General features: G+C 49.1%; 18 protein-coding genes. 4 read left to right on the top strand and 14 right to left on the bottom strand.

Annotated elements, in window-relative coordinates; genetic code table 11:
- Window positions 1–6 precede the first annotated feature (6 nt).
- The gene (locus AOY24_RS14370) at window positions 7–582 is read left to right on the top strand and encodes a glycerol-3-phosphate responsive antiterminator (protein WP_042999529.1); all 576 of its coding nucleotides are present in this window, start codon (window positions 7–9) and stop codon (window positions 580–582) included.
- Here the strand turns inward: AOY24_RS14370 and AOY24_RS14365 are convergent.
- The 5 genes from AOY24_RS14365 to AOY24_RS14345 all read right to left on the bottom strand — a co-directional run bounded on the left by AOY24_RS14365 (window position 579) and on the right by AOY24_RS14345 (window position 5,901).
- Entirely contained in the window at window positions 579–1,433 is an 855-nt protein-coding gene (locus AOY24_RS14365) for an electron transfer flavoprotein subunit alpha/FixB family protein (protein ID WP_054176865.1), read from the bottom strand. The genes AOY24_RS14370 and AOY24_RS14365 overlap by 4 nt on opposite strands.
- Window positions 1,430–2,212: an electron transfer flavoprotein subunit beta/FixA family protein gene (locus tag AOY24_RS14360; RefSeq protein ID WP_042999527.1), complete on the bottom strand. Its 783-nt coding sequence runs from the start codon at window positions 2,210–2,212 to the stop codon at window positions 1,430–1,432. The genes AOY24_RS14365 and AOY24_RS14360 overlap by 4 nt, the downstream gene beginning before the upstream one ends.
- Window positions 2,190–3,602: an MFS transporter gene (locus AOY24_RS14355; protein WP_072185400.1), complete on the bottom strand. Its 1,413-nt coding sequence runs from the start codon at window positions 3,600–3,602 to the stop codon at window positions 2,190–2,192. The genes AOY24_RS14360 and AOY24_RS14355 overlap by 23 nt, the downstream gene beginning before the upstream one ends.
- The gene (locus tag AOY24_RS14350; RefSeq protein WP_054176863.1) at window positions 3,599–5,053 is read right to left on the bottom strand and encodes an FAD-binding oxidoreductase; all 1,455 of its coding nucleotides are present in this window, start codon (window positions 5,051–5,053) and stop codon (window positions 3,599–3,601) included. The genes AOY24_RS14355 and AOY24_RS14350 overlap by 4 nt, the downstream gene beginning before the upstream one ends.
- Window positions 5,054–5,115: 62 nt before the next feature.
- Complete coding sequence (locus AOY24_RS14345) at window positions 5,116–5,901, bottom strand: SDR family oxidoreductase (RefSeq protein ID WP_042999524.1); 786 nt, start codon at window positions 5,899–5,901, stop codon at window positions 5,116–5,118.
- Between the two features lie 319 nt (window positions 5,902–6,220).
- Here AOY24_RS14345 and AOY24_RS14340 point away from each other — a divergent pair, with 319 nt between their 5' ends.
- On the top strand, window positions 6,221–7,519 hold the full coding sequence (locus tag AOY24_RS14340; RefSeq protein WP_054176862.1) for a nitrate/nitrite transporter: 1,299 nt from the start codon (window positions 6,221–6,223) through the stop codon (window positions 7,517–7,519).
- Between the two features lie 26 nt (window positions 7,520–7,545).
- Entirely contained in the window at window positions 7,546–9,024 is a 1,479-nt protein-coding gene (locus AOY24_RS14335; RefSeq protein WP_054176861.1) for an FGGY-family carbohydrate kinase, read from the top strand.
- A 35-nt stretch (window positions 9,025–9,059) separates the two neighbouring features.
- Here AOY24_RS14335 and queE read toward each other — a convergent pair whose 3' ends face one another.
- From queE to AOY24_RS14320, 3 genes are all read right to left on the bottom strand, one after another.
- Window positions 9,060–9,731: a 7-carboxy-7-deazaguanine synthase QueE gene (gene queE, locus AOY24_RS14330; protein WP_042999521.1), complete on the bottom strand. Its 672-nt coding sequence runs from the start codon at window positions 9,729–9,731 to the stop codon at window positions 9,060–9,062.
- Window positions 9,732–9,802: 71 nt separating this feature from the next.
- A complete protein-coding gene (locus AOY24_RS14325) occupies window positions 9,803–10,492 on the bottom strand; it encodes an N-acetylmannosamine-6-phosphate 2-epimerase (RefSeq protein WP_054176860.1) in 690 nt (229 codons plus the stop codon).
- Complete coding sequence (locus tag AOY24_RS14320) at window positions 10,492–12,048, bottom strand: maltose/glucose-specific PTS transporter subunit IIC (RefSeq protein WP_044328733.1); 1,557 nt, start codon at window positions 12,046–12,048, stop codon at window positions 10,492–10,494. Before AOY24_RS14320 ends, AOY24_RS14325 begins: the two co-directional genes overlap by 1 nt.
- A 165-nt stretch (window positions 12,049–12,213) precedes the next feature.
- Here AOY24_RS14320 and AOY24_RS14315 point away from each other — a divergent pair, with 165 nt between their 5' ends.
- A complete protein-coding gene (locus tag AOY24_RS14315; protein WP_054176859.1) occupies window positions 12,214–13,038 on the top strand; it encodes a MurR/RpiR family transcriptional regulator in 825 nt (274 codons plus the stop codon).
- Window positions 13,039–13,292: 254 nt separating this feature from the next.
- On the opposite strand, the gene AOY24_RS14310 is transcribed toward AOY24_RS14315, so the two are convergent.
- The 6 genes from AOY24_RS14310 to pyrG form a co-directional block, all read right to left on the bottom strand.
- A complete protein-coding gene (locus tag AOY24_RS14310; protein ID WP_235507528.1) occupies window positions 13,293–13,571 on the bottom strand; it encodes a hypothetical protein in 279 nt (92 codons plus the stop codon).
- Window positions 13,572–13,687: 116 nt separating this feature from the next.
- Entirely contained in the window at window positions 13,688–14,035 is a 348-nt protein-coding gene (locus tag AOY24_RS14305; protein ID WP_054176858.1) for a hypothetical protein, read from the bottom strand.
- Between the two features lie 4 nt (window positions 14,036–14,039).
- The gene (locus AOY24_RS14300; protein WP_054176857.1) at window positions 14,040–14,825 is read right to left on the bottom strand and encodes a DUF4225 domain-containing protein; all 786 of its coding nucleotides are present in this window, start codon (window positions 14,823–14,825) and stop codon (window positions 14,040–14,042) included.
- A gap of 12 nt (window positions 14,826–14,837) precedes the next feature.
- Window positions 14,838–15,152 (bottom strand): hypothetical protein, encoded by a 315-nt coding sequence (locus AOY24_RS14295; RefSeq protein ID WP_054176856.1) that lies wholly within the window; start codon window positions 15,150–15,152, stop codon window positions 14,838–14,840.
- 199 nt (window positions 15,153–15,351) lie between these two features.
- The gene (gene eno / locus AOY24_RS14290; protein WP_042999518.1) at window positions 15,352–16,647 is read right to left on the bottom strand and encodes a phosphopyruvate hydratase; all 1,296 of its coding nucleotides are present in this window, start codon (window positions 16,645–16,647) and stop codon (window positions 15,352–15,354) included.
- Window positions 16,648–16,736: 89 nt separating this feature from the next.
- Entirely contained in the window at window positions 16,737–18,374 is a 1,638-nt protein-coding gene (pyrG, locus tag AOY24_RS14285; RefSeq protein ID WP_042999517.1) for a glutamine hydrolyzing CTP synthase, read from the bottom strand.
- Window positions 18,375–18,486 lie beyond the last annotated feature (112 nt).

Here is an 18,486-nt window from a genome sequence, read left to right as displayed (position 1 = left end):
TAATCTATGCCTCTGTTACACCTGCTCCGACAGAATCCAGTAATTGCCGCCGTAAAAGACAACGCCAGTCTGCAACTCGCCATCGATTCTGAATGTCAGTTCATTTCTGTTCTGTACGGCAACATCTGTACTATCAGTAACATCGTGAAGAAAATTAAGAACGCCGGGAAATACGCATTTATCCACGTAGACCTGCTGGAAGGGGCATCAAATAAAGAGGTGGTCATTCAGTTTCTGAAACTGGTTACCGAAGCGGACGGAATCATCAGTACTAAAGCGGCAATGCTGAAAGCTGCACGGGCGGAGGGTTTTTTCTGCATCCATCGCCTGTTTATCGTTGACTCCATCTCTTTTCATAGCATCGATAAACAGGTGGCACAATCAAACCCGGACTGTATTGAAATTCTGCCGGGGTGCATGCCAAAAGTGCTGGGATGGGTAACGGAAAAAATACGCCAGCCGCTGATTGCCGGTGGCCTGGTATGTGATGAAGAAGATGCCCGCAATGCGATGAAAGCAGGAGTTGCGGCGCTTTCCACCACTAACACCGATGTCTGGACGTTAGCCAAAAAGCTGAATTAGGTTTCGGCGAAGGCTGCCAACGCCTCCAGCACCGGTAGCCAGTCATCGACAACGCCGACATCAGCCTGGAAGAAAACCGGGGCATTGGGATCACTATTTATCGCCACTACAAACTGGCTGTGGCGAACTCCGGCCATCAACGCCGCCGCACCAGAGGCCCCCGAGATAATACAGACATCCGGTGAGAGTAAATGCCCGGAGATCCCAATCACACGTTCAGCGTCATACCCGCCATTCATCACCCGCGCGCGGCTGTACCCTACTTCGGCTTTCATCGACTGTGCCAGAGCGAAAATGGCCTTTTCGTTCACGTCACGGTTTCCCTGACCGACAACCAGCACGTATTGAGCCTGTAACAGAGGATGAGTGCTGACCTTTTCTATGGTTTCCACCGTTTCCAGCCAGCCCGGACGCGCCATAAGCTCAAGCTGGCGTTCAATCATGGTGGGCAGAGGATCATGCGAAACGCGCTCTTCAGCCTGTCGCGCCAGTGATAAACATAACGGGGATGCGGCAATTTTCAACGTAGCGTTTAACGCATTGCCCCAGTGGGATTTAGTGACCAGACCTTGTTGCGCATCCAGCGTTCTCACCTGACAAATACTGCCGCCCCCCAGTCGCCAGGCCAGTCGTGTTGCCAACTCATCGCCAAGTGGACTGGCCGCAAAGACCAGGACATCGGCAGGTGTCAGTAACCACTGGGCTTCCAGTGTATCCAGTACCTGATCTGCGACATCCGGCACCGGATCGATAATCCAACGCTCTAGTTCTGCCGAACCTGGTCCATTTTCAATGATCCAGTCAGTCAATGCGCCGCATTCGCCAGACGCCGACACCATCACTATCTTCATGGTTTCATCCTTTGGCGTAAGTAGTCTTGCCACAAAATCCCTGCTTTTTCCTGTGCCGTTGCACCGTCAATAAGGGTAGCGCGACGGCATTGTTCCGGTCGCGTCAACAACTGACACTCCCTGACAGGTACTTCATCGCAAGAGATTGTCTGACGAATTATTTCGGCTTTTGCTGCCGCCAGACGCTGACGCATACCCGGTACGGGGAGCGCAACCTCACCACATTGTCTGACCGCAATCACCGCAGGAAGCCGTACCCGACATCGGCGAACGCGAGTCGCGGTTCTCTGCTCAAGGACGATAAAAGGTGGTTCAAACGTAAAACGCTCAACCATGGTAAAGCAAGGCCACGCCAGCATTTCAGCCACCAGAAACGGTGTCTGCCCGTTCTGCCCTTCACTACTCTGGCAGCCTGTCACGATCACGTCAGCATTGTGCTTACGCTGCCAGTCTGCAATCTGCCTGGCGATAAACTCCGGCGCAAAGCGCAAATCGCCTTTTGTCTCTAACAACACGGGCCGGTCAAAACCCAGCGCGATAAAATAGCGCAACCAGTGTAGCGAACGTTCATCACCAATACTGAGTGCTGTCAACTTCATCTCACACCTTTTATGGCGTTGGGCTAACAACAACGCGGCAGCCGCCTGCTCATCTGCCCCCGGAGAACAACGCAACAACGACGTATCCGGCCCGCAGGTCTCTTTTGTCGCAGCCTGCCAGTCCTTTTCCGCCAGCATGCTGGGATCCGGTTCTGACTTAAACGCTAACAGAATGTTCATTCACACCTCCCTGTTTTTTGTCCCCGTTCCCCGCTGCCACCAACGGTAATGCTTTCGTTTCAGGCGCCCATAGCCAGGTCACGACAAACCCTGTCAGTAATACGCCAGCCAGCAGCAGCAACGTGACTTGCATTCCCCATTGAACCAGCGTCCAGGGTAACAGCCCGGTACTGATTGCCGCACCAAGGCGGCTCATAGCCGTCGCAAATCCCACACCCAGAGATCGAATATCCGTCGGGAAACTCTCTGCCGGCAGGATCCCCACCAGATTACTGACGGCCGATATGGCTGTACTGAACAGCACAAACAGCAACAGCGTCAGCGGGCTAGCAGACGGTAAAAAAGCCATCACAATAAGCGTTACGGCAAGCAGGAGAAAACTCCCGAGAAGGAACCGTCGGTGCGCCAGTAAATGCGTCAATACAAGCCCCAGCAATGCGCCGAAAATTAATAGCATGTTCAGTAACAAACTGGCTGTCAGTGCATTTTCAAGACCGAGGGTCTCAGCAATGGTCGGCAGCCAGGTATAAATAACAAACCACGGGATCACCAGACAGACAAAAAATACGCTGTTAAAAACGGTTCGCCGCCAATAGCGGGCACAAAAAAGGGTCTTAATATGCTTGCTGGATGCGGCGGCTATCTCATCACCGAGCAGCACATGTGGGCCAAAATAGCGATGTACCACAGCATAAGCTTCAGTAAAGCGCCCCTGGCGTAGCAGCCAACGCGGTGATTCCGGCGTTCCCCAACGTAACAGTGTAATCAAGAGCGCCGGCAGCGCCGCCGAGGCGAGCAGCCAACGCCAGGCTTCCGGACTGTCAGAAATAAAATGATGCCCCATCACACTTGCCAGCACGTAACCAATAGTCCATACCACGCTGAACGCGCCCAGCAAAACCCCCCGATGGCGACGTGGAGAAAACTCTGCCAGCAGGGTATGCCCCACGGAATAATCCCCCCCGAGTCCAATGCCTACCAGGATGCGTAATACGATGAGCTGCTCCGGCATCGTCGCAAAAAACTGTAAAAAAGAGGCAATGGTGATAAGGACAAAACTAAAGGTAAATATCTTTTGCCGCCCGATGTAATCAGACACCCAGCCCAACACCAGACTGCCAAGAAAAAGCCCAAGTAATGCCGAGCCACCGATCATCCCGGCCATAAGCGGCGTTAACTGCATGGCAGGAGTCAACTGGATAATGGCGTAACCCACGACGCCCAGTACATATCCGTCAGTCAGATGGGCGCCAAACGTGAGTGCAGCAATACGGCAGTGAAAACCATTAAGCGGTAAATCATCCATACGCACCGGTGAAGTGTTCATATCTACCCCTTCATTGTCCGGTAAAGTAACGGCTTCCCGAATGAGAAGCCGTTTATTCTTTATTTCTCAATCGGGTAGATCGTCCCCGCGTTCATAATGCCGTTTGGATCAAACTGGCGTTTGAGACCTTCCAGCAGCACCCATGCGCTCCCATGTTCCAGCTTGCTCCAGTGGACACGGTGCTTACCAATGCCGTGATGATGCACCATTGAGCCACCGAGACGGATCGTCTCCTCGCAGATGATCTTGTTAATGGGGTTATGGTACTTATCAATCTCCTCTTCTGGCTTGCAGTCCACTACGTTGTAGTCATAAACGAAGTACATATTGGTACCGTTGATATAACTGTGGGAAGAGTGACCACCCAGCATGGTGATGTCATCCGAATGCGGGAACTCATCGCGGATACGATTAATCACATTTTCATAGATTTGATGGATACAGCTCCAACTGCCGGAAACCTCAGTCGTAAAGCCCATATTGCCCGTTTTTAAGATCTGTACACGTTCAGCCGCCACTTTTTCCGGGCCCCAGTTGAGATGATTAAACCAGTGCTCAATCAGCTTACTGTCCACGCGAGTACACTGCGGATAACGCGCTACAATCTCCGCTATACCTTCACCCGTTGCCTTTGCCATTCGAGGATTCCCCTCAGCCATAAAGATCAGCACGCATTTGTCGTCGGCAAAATGGGTAAAATGTTGAGTGCCATCCTCTGCGTCGTACAGACGCGCAATGGAGGGACGATAACCTTCGACCATCACTTCACGCAGGATGTTAAAACCGGTTTTCATGTCATCCAGAATGTAACCGTAGTAAAGGTTGTTCTCCGGCGTGAACTTAAATATTTTCACGGTAACTTCAGTGATATAGCACAACGCACCTTCATTACCGATGATAATGTGGCGGATATCCGGCCCAGCCGCCCGCCGCGGCACGTTCTTAATACGGGTTACCGTGCCATCCGCCAGCACAGCTTCCAGACCAACCACCATGTCCTCAATGGCACCATACAGTGTAGAGAACTGCCCGATACTACGGGTCGCCACCAGTCCCCCCATCTGTGCCAGCGGTTTAGACTGTGGAGAATGCCCGGTGGTATAACCCTTTTCACGCAGCGCGTTTTCCAGAATCTCAAGCGGAACGCCGCACTGTGCCGTCGCCTGCATGTTCTCAATGTCGATACTCAAGATTTGGTTCATGCCAGCACCGTCCAGCACCACGGAATTTTTAACTACGGTTTCCAACCCTCCTTCCGTTGCCGAGGCACCAGTGCGAGGTACTCCGTTGATTTTATGTTGATTCATAAACGCCAGAACGCGGGAAACGTCTCCTGTGGACTCCAACTTCACCACGGCAGCAGGAATGGGTAGCGTATAAACACCGTGAATATCCGCATATTTACGAAAACGGTCAATACTGTTTTTCTTTAACACGGTTTCATCGGTGATTACGCGTTCGGACCCGACAATTTCTTTTAACTGGTCAACAATCGCTTCTCGAGATAAAGACATAGTCATACCTTCCTGATAATTAACTTGGAATAATTAATAAAAACAGAAGCCACCTGACAAAATTAGCGAACTAAATAACCGCCATCGACAACAAGTAAATGACCGTTAACGTAATTTGAAGCCTGACTGGCAAGAAAAATCGCCGCCCCCATTAGGTCCTGGGTATCACCCCAACGATTGGCAGGGATATGATCCAGTACGCGCTGATTTGTTTCAGGATTACTCCGGGTCGCTAACGTAATATCTGTTGCATAATATCCAGGTGCGATACCGTTAACCTGAATATTATATTGACCCAGTTCATCGCAATACGCTTTAGTAAATCCAGCAAGGGCATGCTTGGTTGCCGCATAAGCCGGAGACCACTGACCACCAAGCCAGGAGAACAAAGAACAAATGTTAATAATTTTACCGCTATTTTGTGGAATCATAATTTTCGCGGCTTCATAACTCAGCTCAAACGCCGCCGTCAGGTTAACATCAATCATGGGATCCCAATCGGCACGACCAAAATCCAGGACCTTATTCAGCTTACAAATTCCCGCATTGTTTACCAAAATATCAACGGTACCAAAACGCTCGCAGCAGGCGGCGATAATCTTCTGAGGTGCTCCTTTTTCGGTAATATCCACCTGCATAAACTCCACTTCAACACCTTGTTTTTCAATTATTTCCTTCGTTTCACCGCTATCTTTTACAAAGCTTGGTATGAACAGGTTCGCGCCAGCTTTCGCCAGTGCCATTGCGAAAGCCTGACCCAAACCGCTGTTCCCGCCCGTTACAATCGCCGTTTTTCCTTTCAGAGAGAAAAAATCCATTGAAAATGCGTTGAGTGATTCGATCGACATAGGTAAGCTCCAAATTTCTTAAGGCAAAAAAAAAGAAAGGTAACTTCCCCCGCGTGAGGGAAGTTACCTTTCTCATTATCTCTGGTAACTGGAATGAATTTTTAGCACAGTGACAAAATACCTAATGTGATCATTCTCACAGAAGCCTATTTCATTTTGTTATTATGGTTAAAAACAAGAACCGTGATTATTCTCACACTATATTACTCCCTTCCGTGCTATTCCTAATTGTAATTACTAGAGACCTGAGAAAAGTAATCCTCCTGCAAAGGCGGTTTACTTTTCTCTTTTTTTTGTCTACGCAAAATGGGAATTCGATATGCAACATAACTCATATCGCCGTTGGATAACGCTCGCTATTATTAGTTTTAGCGGCGGCGTCAGTTTTGACCTGGCTTATTTACGCTATATATATCAAATCCCCATGGCAAAATTCATGGGATTTAGCAATACCGAGATTGGATTAATAATGAGTACATTTGGTATTGCCGCTATTATCCTATATGCCCCCAGCGGCGTCATTGCTGATAAATTCTCTCATCGTAAAATGATTACCTCCGCAATGATTATTACTGGATTGCTCGGTTTAGTGATGATGACGTACCCGCCATTGTGGGTCATGCTCTTTATCCAGGTCGCCTTTGCCGTCACCACAATTTTGATGCTGTGGTCAGTCTCGATCAAAGCCGCGTCATTGCTGGGAGATCACAGTGAACAAGGGAAAATTATGGGCTGGATGGAAGGGCTGCGAGGGGTTGGCGTCATGTCTCTTGCAGTCTTTACCATGTGGGTCTTCTCCCGTTTTGCGCCAGATGACAGCAACAGCCTGAAAGCCGTGATCCTGATTTACAGCGTGGTTTATATCCTGTTAGGGATTCTGTGCTGGTTCTTTGTCAGCGACGGTCCCCAGCACATTGACAGCGTAAAAGAAGAAAAAAAGGCGTTCGAGTTCAGCGATATTCTGACGGTTCTGCGAATCAGTACAACCTGGTACTGCAGTATGGTCATTTTTGGCGTTTTTACTATCTATACCATCCTCAGTTATTCCACAAATTATCTGACTGAAATGTATGGCATGTCACTGGTCGCTGCGAGCTATATGGGGATCGTCATCAACAAAATTTTCCGTGCTTTCTGCGGGCCTTTGGGTGGCATTATCACCACCTACAGCAAAATAAAGTCACCGACGCGCGTGATCCAATTGCTCTCAATAGTGGGCGCTCTCGCCCTGATAGCGTTGCTGATAACCAATTCAAACCCGCAATCTGTCGTTATGGGGATCGGTCTTATTCTATTACTGGGATTCACCTGCTATGCCTCACGTGGACTTTACTGGGCCTGTCCAGGGGAAGCCAGAACGCCGCCTTACATCATGGGAACCACTGTGGGCATCTGCTCGGTTATTGGTTTTCTTCCTGATGTCTTTGTCTATCCAATTGTGGGTCACTGGCAGGATACGCTTCCTGCAGCAGAGGCCTATCGCAATATGTGGTTGATGGGGCTGGCCGCCTTGTGCACGGTAATCCTCTTTACTTTCTTACTGTTTCGTAAAATTCGAACCACCCATACCAGACCGGAAAAAATGACATCACTGACCGCAGATATCTCCGGCGAGTGAAAACGGAAAACGAAAGGAGCATGATAATGTCGAAAAAATACATCATTGGAATTGATGGGGGAAGCCAGAGTACCAAGGTGGTGATGTACGATCTGGAGGGAAACGTCGTTTGTGAAGGGAAAGGCGTTTTGCAACCGATGTATACCCCCGATGCTGATACCGCGGAACATCCGGATGATGATTTATGGACCTCTTTATGTCTTGCCGGCAAAGACTTAATGAATCAATTCTCGGGTGACAAAAAAGACATTGTCGGAATTGGTCTGGGGTCCATACGCTGCTGTCGCGCCCTACTCAAAGCCGATGGAACGCCAGCAGCCCCGCTGATTAGTTGGCAGGATGCACGCGTAACGCGCCCCTATGAGCATACCAACCCGGATGTCGCTTACGTCACCTCATTTTCAGGTTATCTGGCGCATCGCTTAACTGGCGAGTTTAAAGACAATATTGCCAACTACTTTGGGCAATGGCCGGTGGATTACACCACCTGGTCATGGAGTGATGATGATGAAGTGATTAAGAAATTCAATATTCCGCGCAAAATGCTATTTGATGTCCAGATGCCAGGCACTCTGCTTGGTCATCTGAAAACCGATACCGCACAGGTGACAGGATTTCCGGCTGGATTGCCCGTCATCTGTACGACCAGCGATAAACCAGTCGAAGCCCTTGGCGCAGGTTTACTGGACGATGAAACGGCAGTGATTTCGTTGGGTACCTATATTGCCCTCATGATGAATGGCAAGGCGCTTCCCAACGATCCGTCCGCCTATTGGCCGATTATGTCTTCCATTCCGGAAACCCTGCTCTATGAAGGTTATGGCATCCGCAAGGGGATGTGGACGGTCAGTTGGTTGCGCGACATGTTAGGTGAATCATTAATCCAGGATGCTAAAAATCAGGGGCTCTCACCTGAGGACCTTTTGAATAAGAAAGCCGCATGCGTGCCGCCAGGCTGTAATGGCCTGATGACCGTGCTGGACTGGCTGACTAATCCCTGGGAACCGTACAAACGCGGGATCATGATTGGCTTTGATTCCAGTATGGATTACGCGTGGATTTACCGATCTATTCTGGAGAGCATTGCGCTGACGCTTAAAAACAACTACGACAATATGTGCAATGAAATGAACCACTTTGCTAAACATGTGATCATCACCGGTGGCGGTTCAAACAGCGATCTGTTTATGCAGATCTTTGCTGATGTGTTCAACCTTCCTGCCCGCCGAAACGTCATTAACGGCTGTGCCAGCCTGGGAGCAGCCATTAACACGGCGGTGGGGCTTGATCTTTATCCGTCCTATCAGAAAGCGGTTGAGAATATGGTACGGGTGAAAGATGTGTTTATCCCGATTCCTGAACATGCAGCACGCTATGAAGCCATGAACAAAGGGATCTTCCGGGAATTAACAAAACATACCGATCCGATTCTGAAAAAATCGTATGAAGTGTTCCACGGCGATTTAAGTAAGGTGGACGCAATACAAAGCTGGTCAAACGCTTAAGGTCAAAAAAGCCGGATTATGTATCCGGCTTTTTATCAGGCAATATTCAGATACTTGTGCGTCTGCATCGACAGGCGCCAGTTGCGCGCGATACAGGTATCAATGCACAGGCGTGTGGCATCCTCTTTCTGGCTGATAGGTTGCAGCGCAATCACCCGCGGTTTGTCGTCGCTCAGCGTGGCGAGCAGTTCGTCCAGCGCTTCAATGTCACGCACGCGCCCGACCGGATGTTTAATCTCATTCGCGCGTTCCAGCGCCTGAGACAGAACGTCATAACCACCGCGCATGTTCACCTTCGGAGACACGGTCACCCAGGTATTTGGCGTGCAGCGCACTTCGTGTGTACCGCTGGTTTCTATCTGGCAGCTAAAACCGTTCTTTTCCAGCAAATCTGTGAGGGGCATCAGGTCATGAATACACGGTTCACCGCCGGTGATCACCACATGACGCGCGGTGTAGCCTTGTCGGCCAATCACCGCCAGCAGATCTTCACTGCTTGCCGCGCCCCATTTATCACTCTCTTTGGTTTTCGCCAGGATGCTGTACAGGGAGACTTCCCGATCCTCAAGCTTATCCCAGGTGTGTTTGGTATCGCACCAGGCACAGCCAACCGGGCATCCCTGTAAACGAATAAAAATGGCGGGGACGCCGGTAAAGTAACCCTCACCTTGCAGGGTCTGGAACATCTCGTTAATCGGGTACTGCATAGCGCTCTCAATATGGGGATAAACGATAATTATCGCAGATCCCCACCAAAGTATCATGCCCCATCGGTGCTTTACGAGGCGATCGCCGCGATAAAGCGTGCCGTTATCTGCTGCGGACGAGTGATTGCCCCGCCAACCACCACGGTGTGAGCGCCTAATGCCAGGCAGCGTGCGGCGCGTTCCGGGGTATCGACGTTCCCTTCCGCCACGACCGGAACGCTGACCGCAGCCAACACTTCACGTAAGAATCCGCAGTCATTTTCCACCAGCACATGCCCGGCGGTTTCTGCGGTATAGCCGTAAAGCGTGGTGCCCACACAGTCAAAACCCAGACGCTCGGCTGTCACCGCCTCGTCTACGGTGGCTATATCCGCCATCAGTAGTACGGACGGGTAGCGAGCACGGATCTGCGTGACCAACTCTTCCAGCTGCTGCCCACCGGGGCGCGGCCGCGCAGTGGCATCCAGAGCAATAATTTCCGGCTCAACGGTCATCAGCTCATCCACTTCCTGGAGAGTGGCCGTGATAAACACCTCACTGCCAGGGTAATCGCGTTTGATTATCCCAATCACCGGCAGGGAGACGCACTCTTTGATAGCACGAATGTCCACCACGCTGTTCGCACGGATACCTGCCGCACCGCCTTGTGCTGCCGCCAGCGCCATACGAGACATAATAAACGGACTGTGCAGAGGCTCATTTTCCAGCGCCTGACAGGAGACGATTAATTTACCTTTCAGGGGATCCAGTACAGTTTTCATTACGATAACATCTCTTCGACTTCGTTTTTAATGATGGTGACATGCGGGCCATAAATCACCTGAACACCGTTACCGCGAATAATCACGCCACGGGCTCCGGTCGCTTTCAGCGCCGCTTCATCTACTTTGCTGCTCTCTTTCACCGTCACGCGTAAGCGCGTGGCGCAACAGTCCACCTCTTCCAAATTCTCTTTGCCTCCCAGCCCAGCGATGACTGCCACTGCGCGTTCACTTTGAGACAAGCCGGATTCAACCGGGGCTGCGTTCTCACGGCCCGGCGTCAGCCAGCCAAAGCGGGTGATCAAATAGCGGAAAGTGAAGTAGTAGAGGAAGAACCACGGTATTCCCACCATGGGGACATACATCCAGTTGGTTTTAGCTTCTCCCTGTAACACGCCGAAGAGGAGGAAATCGATAAGTCCACCTGAAAAGGTTTGCCCAATCGTGATATGTAAAATATGGGCGATCATAAACGCCAGACCATCGAAGAAGGCGTGAATGACATATAGAATGGGCGCGACAAACAGGAAGGAGAACTCAATAGGTTCAGTGATTCCCGTCAGGAAAGAGGTCAGGGCGGCCGACAGAAGCAGTCCGGCGACAACCTTTCTGTTCTCCGGCTTTGCGGTGTGGTACATCGCCAGACATGCGCCAAGCAGACCAAACATCATGGTGATAAAGCGACCGGACATAAAGCGCGCGGTACCCGCATAGAACTGCTGCGTATTCGGATCGGCAAGTTGGGCAAAGAAAATCCGCTGCGTTCCTTCCACCAACTGGCCGTTGACGATTTCGCTGCCGCCCAGCGCCGTCGTCCAGAACGGCAAATAAAAGATATGGTGTAAACCCAGTGGGCCAAGCATACGCAGGATGAAGCCGTACAATAGCGTCCCCAGATAGCCCGTCGCATCCACCAGACCGCCCAGTCCAAAAATGAGTTTCTGGAAATGCGGCCACACCACCGTCATAACCGCACCCACTACAATCGCAGCAAGAGAGCTGATAATCGGCACAAAACGCGAACCGCTAAAAAAACCGAGGAACTGAGGTAGTGAGACTTTATTGAAACGGCTATGCAACGCGCAGGTGACAAGACCCATCACCACCCCACCAAACACGCCCGTTTCCAGCGTCTGAATACCAAGCGTCATCCCCTGGCCAACAGCACCGGGGTTCTCTTGCGCCAGCGTTCCGTTAAGCGTTAATAAGGCGTTGATGGTGGCGTTCATCACCAGAAAAGCCAGCAATGCCGCAAGCCCGGCAGTGCCTTTATCTGTTTTCGCCAGCCCCACGGCGACACCGACCGCAAAGAGTACCGACAGATTGGCAAACACAATGGAACCTGCGCTGGTCATGATCGTGAAGATGGCCTGCAGCCAGTCGACATCTAAAAACGGATAAGCCGTCAATGTGTTTGGATTGGACAACGCGCCACCAATCCCTAACAACAGCCCTGCTGCGGGCAATACCGCAATCGGCAGCATGAAGGATTTGCCAAACCGCTGCGCTTTTTCAAACCATCCCCCGGATGAGGCGCCGCTAAACATTTGCATCATTTTTTCATCTCCTCGATTATTGATGAAAATTTTTACCATATTAATTTTTATAAATGAAAATTATCATCAAAATCCAGGAAGCCGATCATACTTTTTTAAAATGTCTGGCATCTCTCCCCTGCTTTCCGCCACACTATCAACAGATAAACGCATTAAGGATTTTGCATGTCTGAAAATGAAAACCTGCTGCTGAGATTGCGGCAGAGCGTTGATGGATACAGCCGAACACAACAGAAGCTCGGCGAGTTTGTACTCAGCGATCCGGCAAAAGTGGTCTACCTGACGATTACCGAACTGGCGCGTGAAAGCGGCACCAGCGAGGCTAGCGTCACACGTCTGTGTCGAACGCTAGGGTGTAAGGGCTATAACGAATTCAAAATGGCGCTGGCACTCGATCTCCGACAAGGACAGTCTGTCGAGCACAGCGGCGATGAGATTGACAATGTGGTCAATGAATCCGTGCAAGCGCTGCAGGACACAGCAAAATTACTCGACAGGACCTTACTGGAAGCCGCCGCGCTTGCACTGCATCAGGCTCAGTCAGTGCAGATTTATGGTGTAGCAGCCAGTGCCATTCTGGGGGAGTATTTACATTACAAACTCCTGCGTCTGGGTAAACCCGCACAATTGTTCAGCGATATGCACCGTGCTGCCATGAACGCCACAACGCTTAGTAAAAACACGCTCGTAGTGGCAATTTCCAGTTCAGGCTCCACGCGCGATCTGCTGCATGTTGTAAAGCTAGCGCGTAAACAAGGTGTGCGCGTAGTGGCGCTGAGTAATACGCCGCGCAGCCCGTTAGCATCGCTTAGTGATATTCAACTGGTCGCAGCCAAACCAGAAGGTCCGTTGAGTGCCGGCGCGCTAAACGCCAAGGTGGGTGTGATGCTGTTGATAGAACTGCTCACCACATCGCTAATCGCACTGGATGAAAAGTACAGCGATGTAAGCCAGAAAACAGCCAGCGCGCCCCTGCCGCTACTGCTTTAAAGACATAAAAAACCCGCCGAAGCGGTTTTTTACGTTAAGAATTAAAGAACAGGCTTACAAATAATCATGGTGGGGACGCCGGTAAAATCCCCTCTTCTTGCAGAGGCTGGAACATCTCCTGAATGTATCCTGTTGGCGTTCTCAGTATGAAGATAAGCAATAATTTTCACAGATTCCGGAAACGGTCATGCACTGCGCTTGTGTAAGGTAAGATTTACCTGTTTGCCGCAAAACATATATCGAGCTTAATTCCTCTACCGCTTACCCATTAGCTTAATCTGTAACTTGATGCTCCAAACCAGATTGATAAAGAAAGGGTTAAAAAAGACTGACATCAAGGCTAAGAGGAGGCAGCAAAGTATAAACACTATAAATAGCTCAACCCCTCCCATTGTTGCAGGAAAAAGCATGGAGAAAAATAACGCGCCACCCCATGCATAGTACTTCCAGGCATGGAGAAAAAAAGCGCGGCTTACGCTGATGTTTTTCTTTCTCGCTAACTTAAGCAAGAAACGAATGTTTTTTTCTTTCATCCCAGCATTCACGAGTATTGTCTTTATGTCGTTATTCATAACAACCATCAATTAAAATAATTAGAACATACAAAAATACTATCCAGTGTCTCATTAAAGTAACACCAGACAATCATTTAAAGCCCTCGTAATTTGATATAAACTTTCCAAATCTTAAAGTAATTTTTATGAAGCCGACAGGTTAACTCGATAACAAAAAATAACAACCCAAATATTAAAAAAAACGCCCATAACTCATTGAAATCTTTTTGTGCAATTGAAAAGATAAAAAATGACATAACAAAAAGCAAGATAATATCAACTTTAATGACACTTGCATCAGTTAATAAATAAGCCTTTTGTAAGCTTATCTTATTTTCATTAGCAACGCGGATAAGTTTCTGTGTTTTATACTCACTTAAACCCGCAAGTCTAATACTCTCAGTTAAAGCCTTATCATTTTGATCATATATTTTGAAGAACATGGCTTTATTCCCTCAAATCGGACCAGTTAGTGCTTTCTCCACCAAGAAGTTGATAAATAGTGAATCCACTAGCTGCATCACCGGTTAACTCATTAGCCCCCCCAACAGCTCCAAGGGTTCTCCAGTTCCGAATATAGTCTTCCTGTATATAGCGGAATAATTTCCACGAATCTGTCCTCAGCGTCAGCGTTGAAACCGAGCCTAAAGAAAGAACAAGATCTCCCGTTGAAAAAGCAATATCACCAACCTTATCATCCCCACCCAATAGCTTTGCTGCCTGACGGTAGGCATACCGCAAAGGCATTTTCTTAGGGTCATCATGATATAATAAATAATAACCATTTTCCCAAACATTCTCGCTTCCCTGCATCATTAAAGGAATCCCATAACTTTTACAGGCAGCACCAAGGCTTGCTTTACATAAACCAAAACCACCGATTGTTTGCATTGCCCCACTAACAAATCCGATTTGTTTTAATGCTATAGTAAGAGTAGAATGCCTTTCTCTTTCACGCTCAGCTATTACATATAATTTAACACTCCCCATTCTCAAGTTCATATGATACTTAATTAAAGAATTATGATATTCACGTAGTCTATCCATTGTTCTACCGAAATCCAATTTCCCGTATCGATATTCATCAAGGCAACCTGATGTAAATCTACGTTCCTCTATCATATATTTTGTACGTATAGCTGAATCATGAATATATTGAAAGCCGATATCATAGACAAGCCGGTCAATCCTTTCTTTTTCACGTTGCAAATTCATTAATCCATAACTACTCAAAATAACCTCCTGTTATTTACCGAGCAACTTATATTGAATCTTAATACTCCAAAGTAAATTTATGACAAACGGTGTATAGAAGAGTGAAATGAAAGCTACAGCGATACAAAAGAGAACGTTTACTATAAAGAACTCTATTCCCTCAGAAAGTGATGCGAAAATTACTGACAATAGTAAGGCTATACTCCAGGCGTAATATGTCCAGGCATAAAGAAAAAATGCCCGACTTAAGCTGATATTTTTTACTTTCGCCTGTTTCATCAGGATAGTAGCATCTTTCCTTTTCATGCCCGCTTTCGCCAGCATCTCTTCCAATTCATTATCCATTCAATATTTCCATCATTTGTTGATGATAAATATAAAAAATATATACAAGCAATAATCACACCTTTAAATTACTCTTCGTAAAATAATAGCAAAGTGACAAAGATCAAATCGTTTATTAAAATATTCAATCAAGAATAAATTACAGACATAAAAAACCCGCCGAAGCGGGTTTCTTAGAGTGTAAAGCGACAGTAATAAATTACTGACCTTTGATCTCTTTACGACCGTTGTACGGTGCTTTTTCACCCAGCGCTTCTTCGATACGAATCAGCTGGTTGTATTTAGCAACGCGGTCAGAACGGCTCATAGAACCCGTTTTGATCTGGCCTGCAGCAGTACCCACAGCCAGGTCAGCGATGGTAGCATCTTCAGTTTCACCGGAACGGTGAGAGATCACAGCTGTGTAGCCAGCGTCTTTCGCCATCTTGATTGCAGCCAGCGTTTCGGTCAGAGAACCGATCTGGTTGAATTTGATCAGGATGGAGTTAACGATGCCTTTTTCGATACCTTCTTTCAGGATCTTGGTGTTGGTTACGAACAGGTCGTCACCAACCAGCTGGATTTTGTCGCCCAGTACTTTGGTCTGGTATGCAAAACCATCCCAGTCAGACTCGTCCAGACCGTCTTCGATAGAAACGATCGGATACTGTTTGGTCAGGTCTTCCAGGAAGTGAGTGAATTCTTCAGAGGTGAACGCTTTGTTGCCTTCGCCAGCCAGAACGTATTTACCGTCTTTGTAGAATTCAGATGCTGCGCAGTCCATCGCCAGAGTGATGTCTTTGCCCAGCTCGTAGCCAGCAGCTTTAACCGCTTCAGCAATGACAGCCAGCGCTTCAGCGTTGGAGCCCAGGTTCGGCGCATAGCCACCTTCGTCACCCACAGCAGTGTTCATGCCTTTCGCTTTCAGCACTTTAGCCAGGTTGTGGAACACTTCAGAACCCATACGTACGGCTTCTTTCAGGGTTTTCGCGCCAACTGGCTGAATCATGAATTCCTGGATGTCGACGTTGTTGTCAGCGTGCTCACCACCGTTGATGATGTTCATCATCGGAACCGGCATGGAGTATTTGCCCGGAGTACCATTCAGCTCAGCGATGTGCTCGTACAGCGGCATGCCTTTAGCAGCAGCAGCAGCTTTGGCGTTAGCCAGAGACACAGCCAGGATGGCGTTCGCGCCGAAGTTGGATTTGTTTTCAGTACCGTCCAGATCGATCATGATCTTGTCGATGCCAGCCTGATCTTTGGCATCTTTGCCAAGGATAGCCTGAGCGATCGGGCCGTTAACCGCGCCAACAGCTTTCAGTACGCCTTTACCCATGAAGCGGGCTTTGTCGCCATCGCGCAGTTCCAGCGCTTCGCGGGAGCCTGTAGAAGCACCTGACGGAGCTGCTGCCATACCGACGAAACCACCTTCCAGGTGTACTTCGGCTTCAACAGTCGGGTTACCACGGGAGTCGATGATTTCACGACCGATGACTTTAACGATTTTGGACATTAGGTTTTCCTCAGTACAAGTTAAACTAAAACTCCAGACAAACAACGCGTACCTTTGGTACGCGTTGCCGTTCTAACTTTTTTTACTTCTTACTTCGCCTGACGCTTCTGATGCTCGCTGGCGGCTTTCACAAAGCCAGCAAACAGCGGATGTCCATCACGTGGCGTGGAAGTAAATTCCGGATGGAACTGACAGGCCACGAACCACGGATGATTCGGTACCTCAATGATCTCGACCAACTGATCATCACCGGAACGGCCTGCAACACGCAGACCCGCAGCTTCAATCTGTTTCAACAGCATATTGTTGACTTCGTAACGATGGCGATGACGTTCAACAATAGTCGGCGTGCCGTACAACTGACGGACCAGACTATCGTCGCCAAGCTGACACTGCTGCGCGCCAAGACGCATGGTGCCACCCAGATCGCTCTTCTCGGTACGGACTTCAACGTTACCGTCTTCGTCACGCCATTCGGTAATCAGCGCCACAACCGGGTACTTACAGTCTGGCACAAATTCCGTCGAGTTGGCGTTGTCCATACCGGCGACATTACGCGCAAACTCAATCAACGCAACCTGCATACCCAGGCAAATGCCCAGATAAGGAATATTGTTCTCACGCGCATAGCGTGCAGTCGCGATCTTGCCTTCTACACCACGGTAGCCGAAGCCGCCAGGGATCAGGATAGCGTCCAAATCTTTCAGGATTTCGACACCGCGCGTTTCAACATCCTGCGAATCAATCAGCTTGATGTTGACGGTCACGCGATTTTTCAGACCGCCGTGTTTCAGCGCTTCAATCACGGATTTATAGGCATCCGGCAGTTCAATGTACTTGCCGACCATCCCAATCGTGACTTCGCCTGCCGGGTTCGCTTCTTCGTAAATTACCTGTTCCCATTCGGCCAGGTTAGCTTCCGGACACTCTAAGCTGAATCGTTTACAAATATAATCGTCCAGGCCCTGTGATTTCAACATGCCTGGAATTTTATAGATGGAATCGACATCTTTCAGAGAAATCACCGCTTTTTCCGGAACGTTACAGAACAATGCAATTTTCGCACGTTCGTTTGCCGGGACAGCGCGGTCAGAGCGGCAAATCAGGATATCTGGCTGGATACCGATAGAGAGCAGCTCTTTTACAGAGTGCTGCGTCGGTTTTGTTTTCACTTCACCTGCCGCTGCCATGTACGGAACCAGCGTCAGATGCATAAACAGTGTGTGTTCACGGCCAATTTCAACGGCCATCTGGCGAATCGCTTCAAGGAACGGCAGAGATTCGATATCACCAACGGTACCGCCGATTTCGACCAGCACAACGTCATGGCCTTCGCCGCCTTCCAGCACGCGTTCTTTGATAGCATTGGTGATGTGCGGGATAACCTGTACGGTCGCGCCCAGATAGTCGCCACGGCGCTCTTTGCGCAGAACGTCAGAGTAAATACGACCCGTGGTGAAGTTGTTGCGGCGGCTCATTTTGGTGCGAATGAAACGCTCGTAGTGACCCAGGTCCAGGTCGGTTTCAGCGCCGTCTTCAGTAACGAACACTTCCCCGTGTTGGATTGGGCTCATGGTGCCAGGATCGACGTTGATATACGGATCCAGTTTCATGATGGTCACGTTGAGGCCACGGGCTTCAAGAATGGCTGCGAGGGAGGCTGCGGCAATGCCTTTACCCAGAGAGGATACGACCCCGCCGGTCACAAAAATATAGTTCGTTGTCATGCTGAACCTGAGAAGTTAGGGTGAAACGATGGAATAACCAGGACGGGAAAGTAGTATACCCGAACATGACGTACGCCACAAACTTTCATTATCCCCTCTCCTTCGTTCTTCA

Source organism: Citrobacter sp. CtB7.12, assembly GCF_001297795.1.
In the GTDB taxonomy this organism is placed as follows: Bacteria; Pseudomonadota; Gammaproteobacteria; order Enterobacterales; family Enterobacteriaceae; genus Citrobacter_A; species Citrobacter_A amalonaticus.
This window is presented reverse-complemented; position numbering and strand designations above follow the sequence as displayed.

Bases quoted from the DNA above. Each gene is read 5' to 3' on its own strand.
- AOY24_RS14370 (WP_042999529.1), top strand. From the start codon at position 7: ATGCCTCTGTTACACCTGCTCCGACAGAATCCAGTAATTGCCGCCGTA.
- AOY24_RS14365 (WP_054176865.1), bottom strand. From the start codon at position 1,433: ATGAAGATAGTGATGGTGTCGGCGTCTGGCGAATGCGGCGCATTGACT.
- AOY24_RS14360 (WP_042999527.1), bottom strand. From the start codon at position 2,212: ATGAACATTCTGTTAGCGTTTAAGTCAGAACCGGATCCCAGCATGCTG.
- AOY24_RS14350 (WP_054176863.1), bottom strand. From the start codon at position 5,053: ATGTCTTTATCTCGAGAAGCGATTGTTGACCAGTTAAAAGAAATTGTC.
- AOY24_RS14345 (WP_042999524.1), bottom strand. From the start codon at position 5,901: ATGTCGATCGAATCACTCAACGCATTTTCAATGGATTTTTTCTCTCTG.
- AOY24_RS14340 (WP_054176862.1), top strand. From the start codon at position 6,221: ATGCAACATAACTCATATCGCCGTTGGATAACGCTCGCTATTATTAGT.
- AOY24_RS14335 (WP_054176861.1), top strand. From the start codon at position 7,546: ATGTCGAAAAAATACATCATTGGAATTGATGGGGGAAGCCAGAGTACC.
- queE (WP_042999521.1), bottom strand. From the start codon at position 9,731: ATGCAGTACCCGATTAACGAGATGTTCCAGACCCTGCAAGGTGAGGGT.
- AOY24_RS14325 (WP_054176860.1), bottom strand. From the start codon at position 10,492: ATGAAAACTGTACTGGATCCCCTGAAAGGTAAATTAATCGTCTCCTGT.
- AOY24_RS14320 (WP_044328733.1), bottom strand. From the start codon at position 12,048: ATGATGCAAATGTTTAGCGGCGCCTCATCCGGGGGATGGTTTGAAAAA.
- AOY24_RS14315 (WP_054176859.1), top strand. From the start codon at position 12,214: ATGTCTGAAAATGAAAACCTGCTGCTGAGATTGCGGCAGAGCGTTGAT.
- AOY24_RS14310 (WP_235507528.1), bottom strand. From the start codon at position 13,571: ATGAAAGAAAAAAACATTCGTTTCTTGCTTAAGTTAGCGAGAAAGAAA.
- AOY24_RS14305 (WP_054176858.1), bottom strand. From the start codon at position 14,035: ATGTTCTTCAAAATATATGATCAAAATGATAAGGCTTTAACTGAGAGT.
- AOY24_RS14295 (WP_054176856.1), bottom strand. From the start codon at position 15,152: ATGGATAATGAATTGGAAGAGATGCTGGCGAAAGCGGGCATGAAAAGG.
- eno (WP_042999518.1), bottom strand. From the start codon at position 16,647: ATGTCCAAAATCGTTAAAGTCATCGGTCGTGAAATCATCGACTCCCGT.
- pyrG (WP_042999517.1), bottom strand. From the start codon at position 18,374: ATGACAACGAACTATATTTTTGTGACCGGCGGGGTCGTATCCTCTCTG.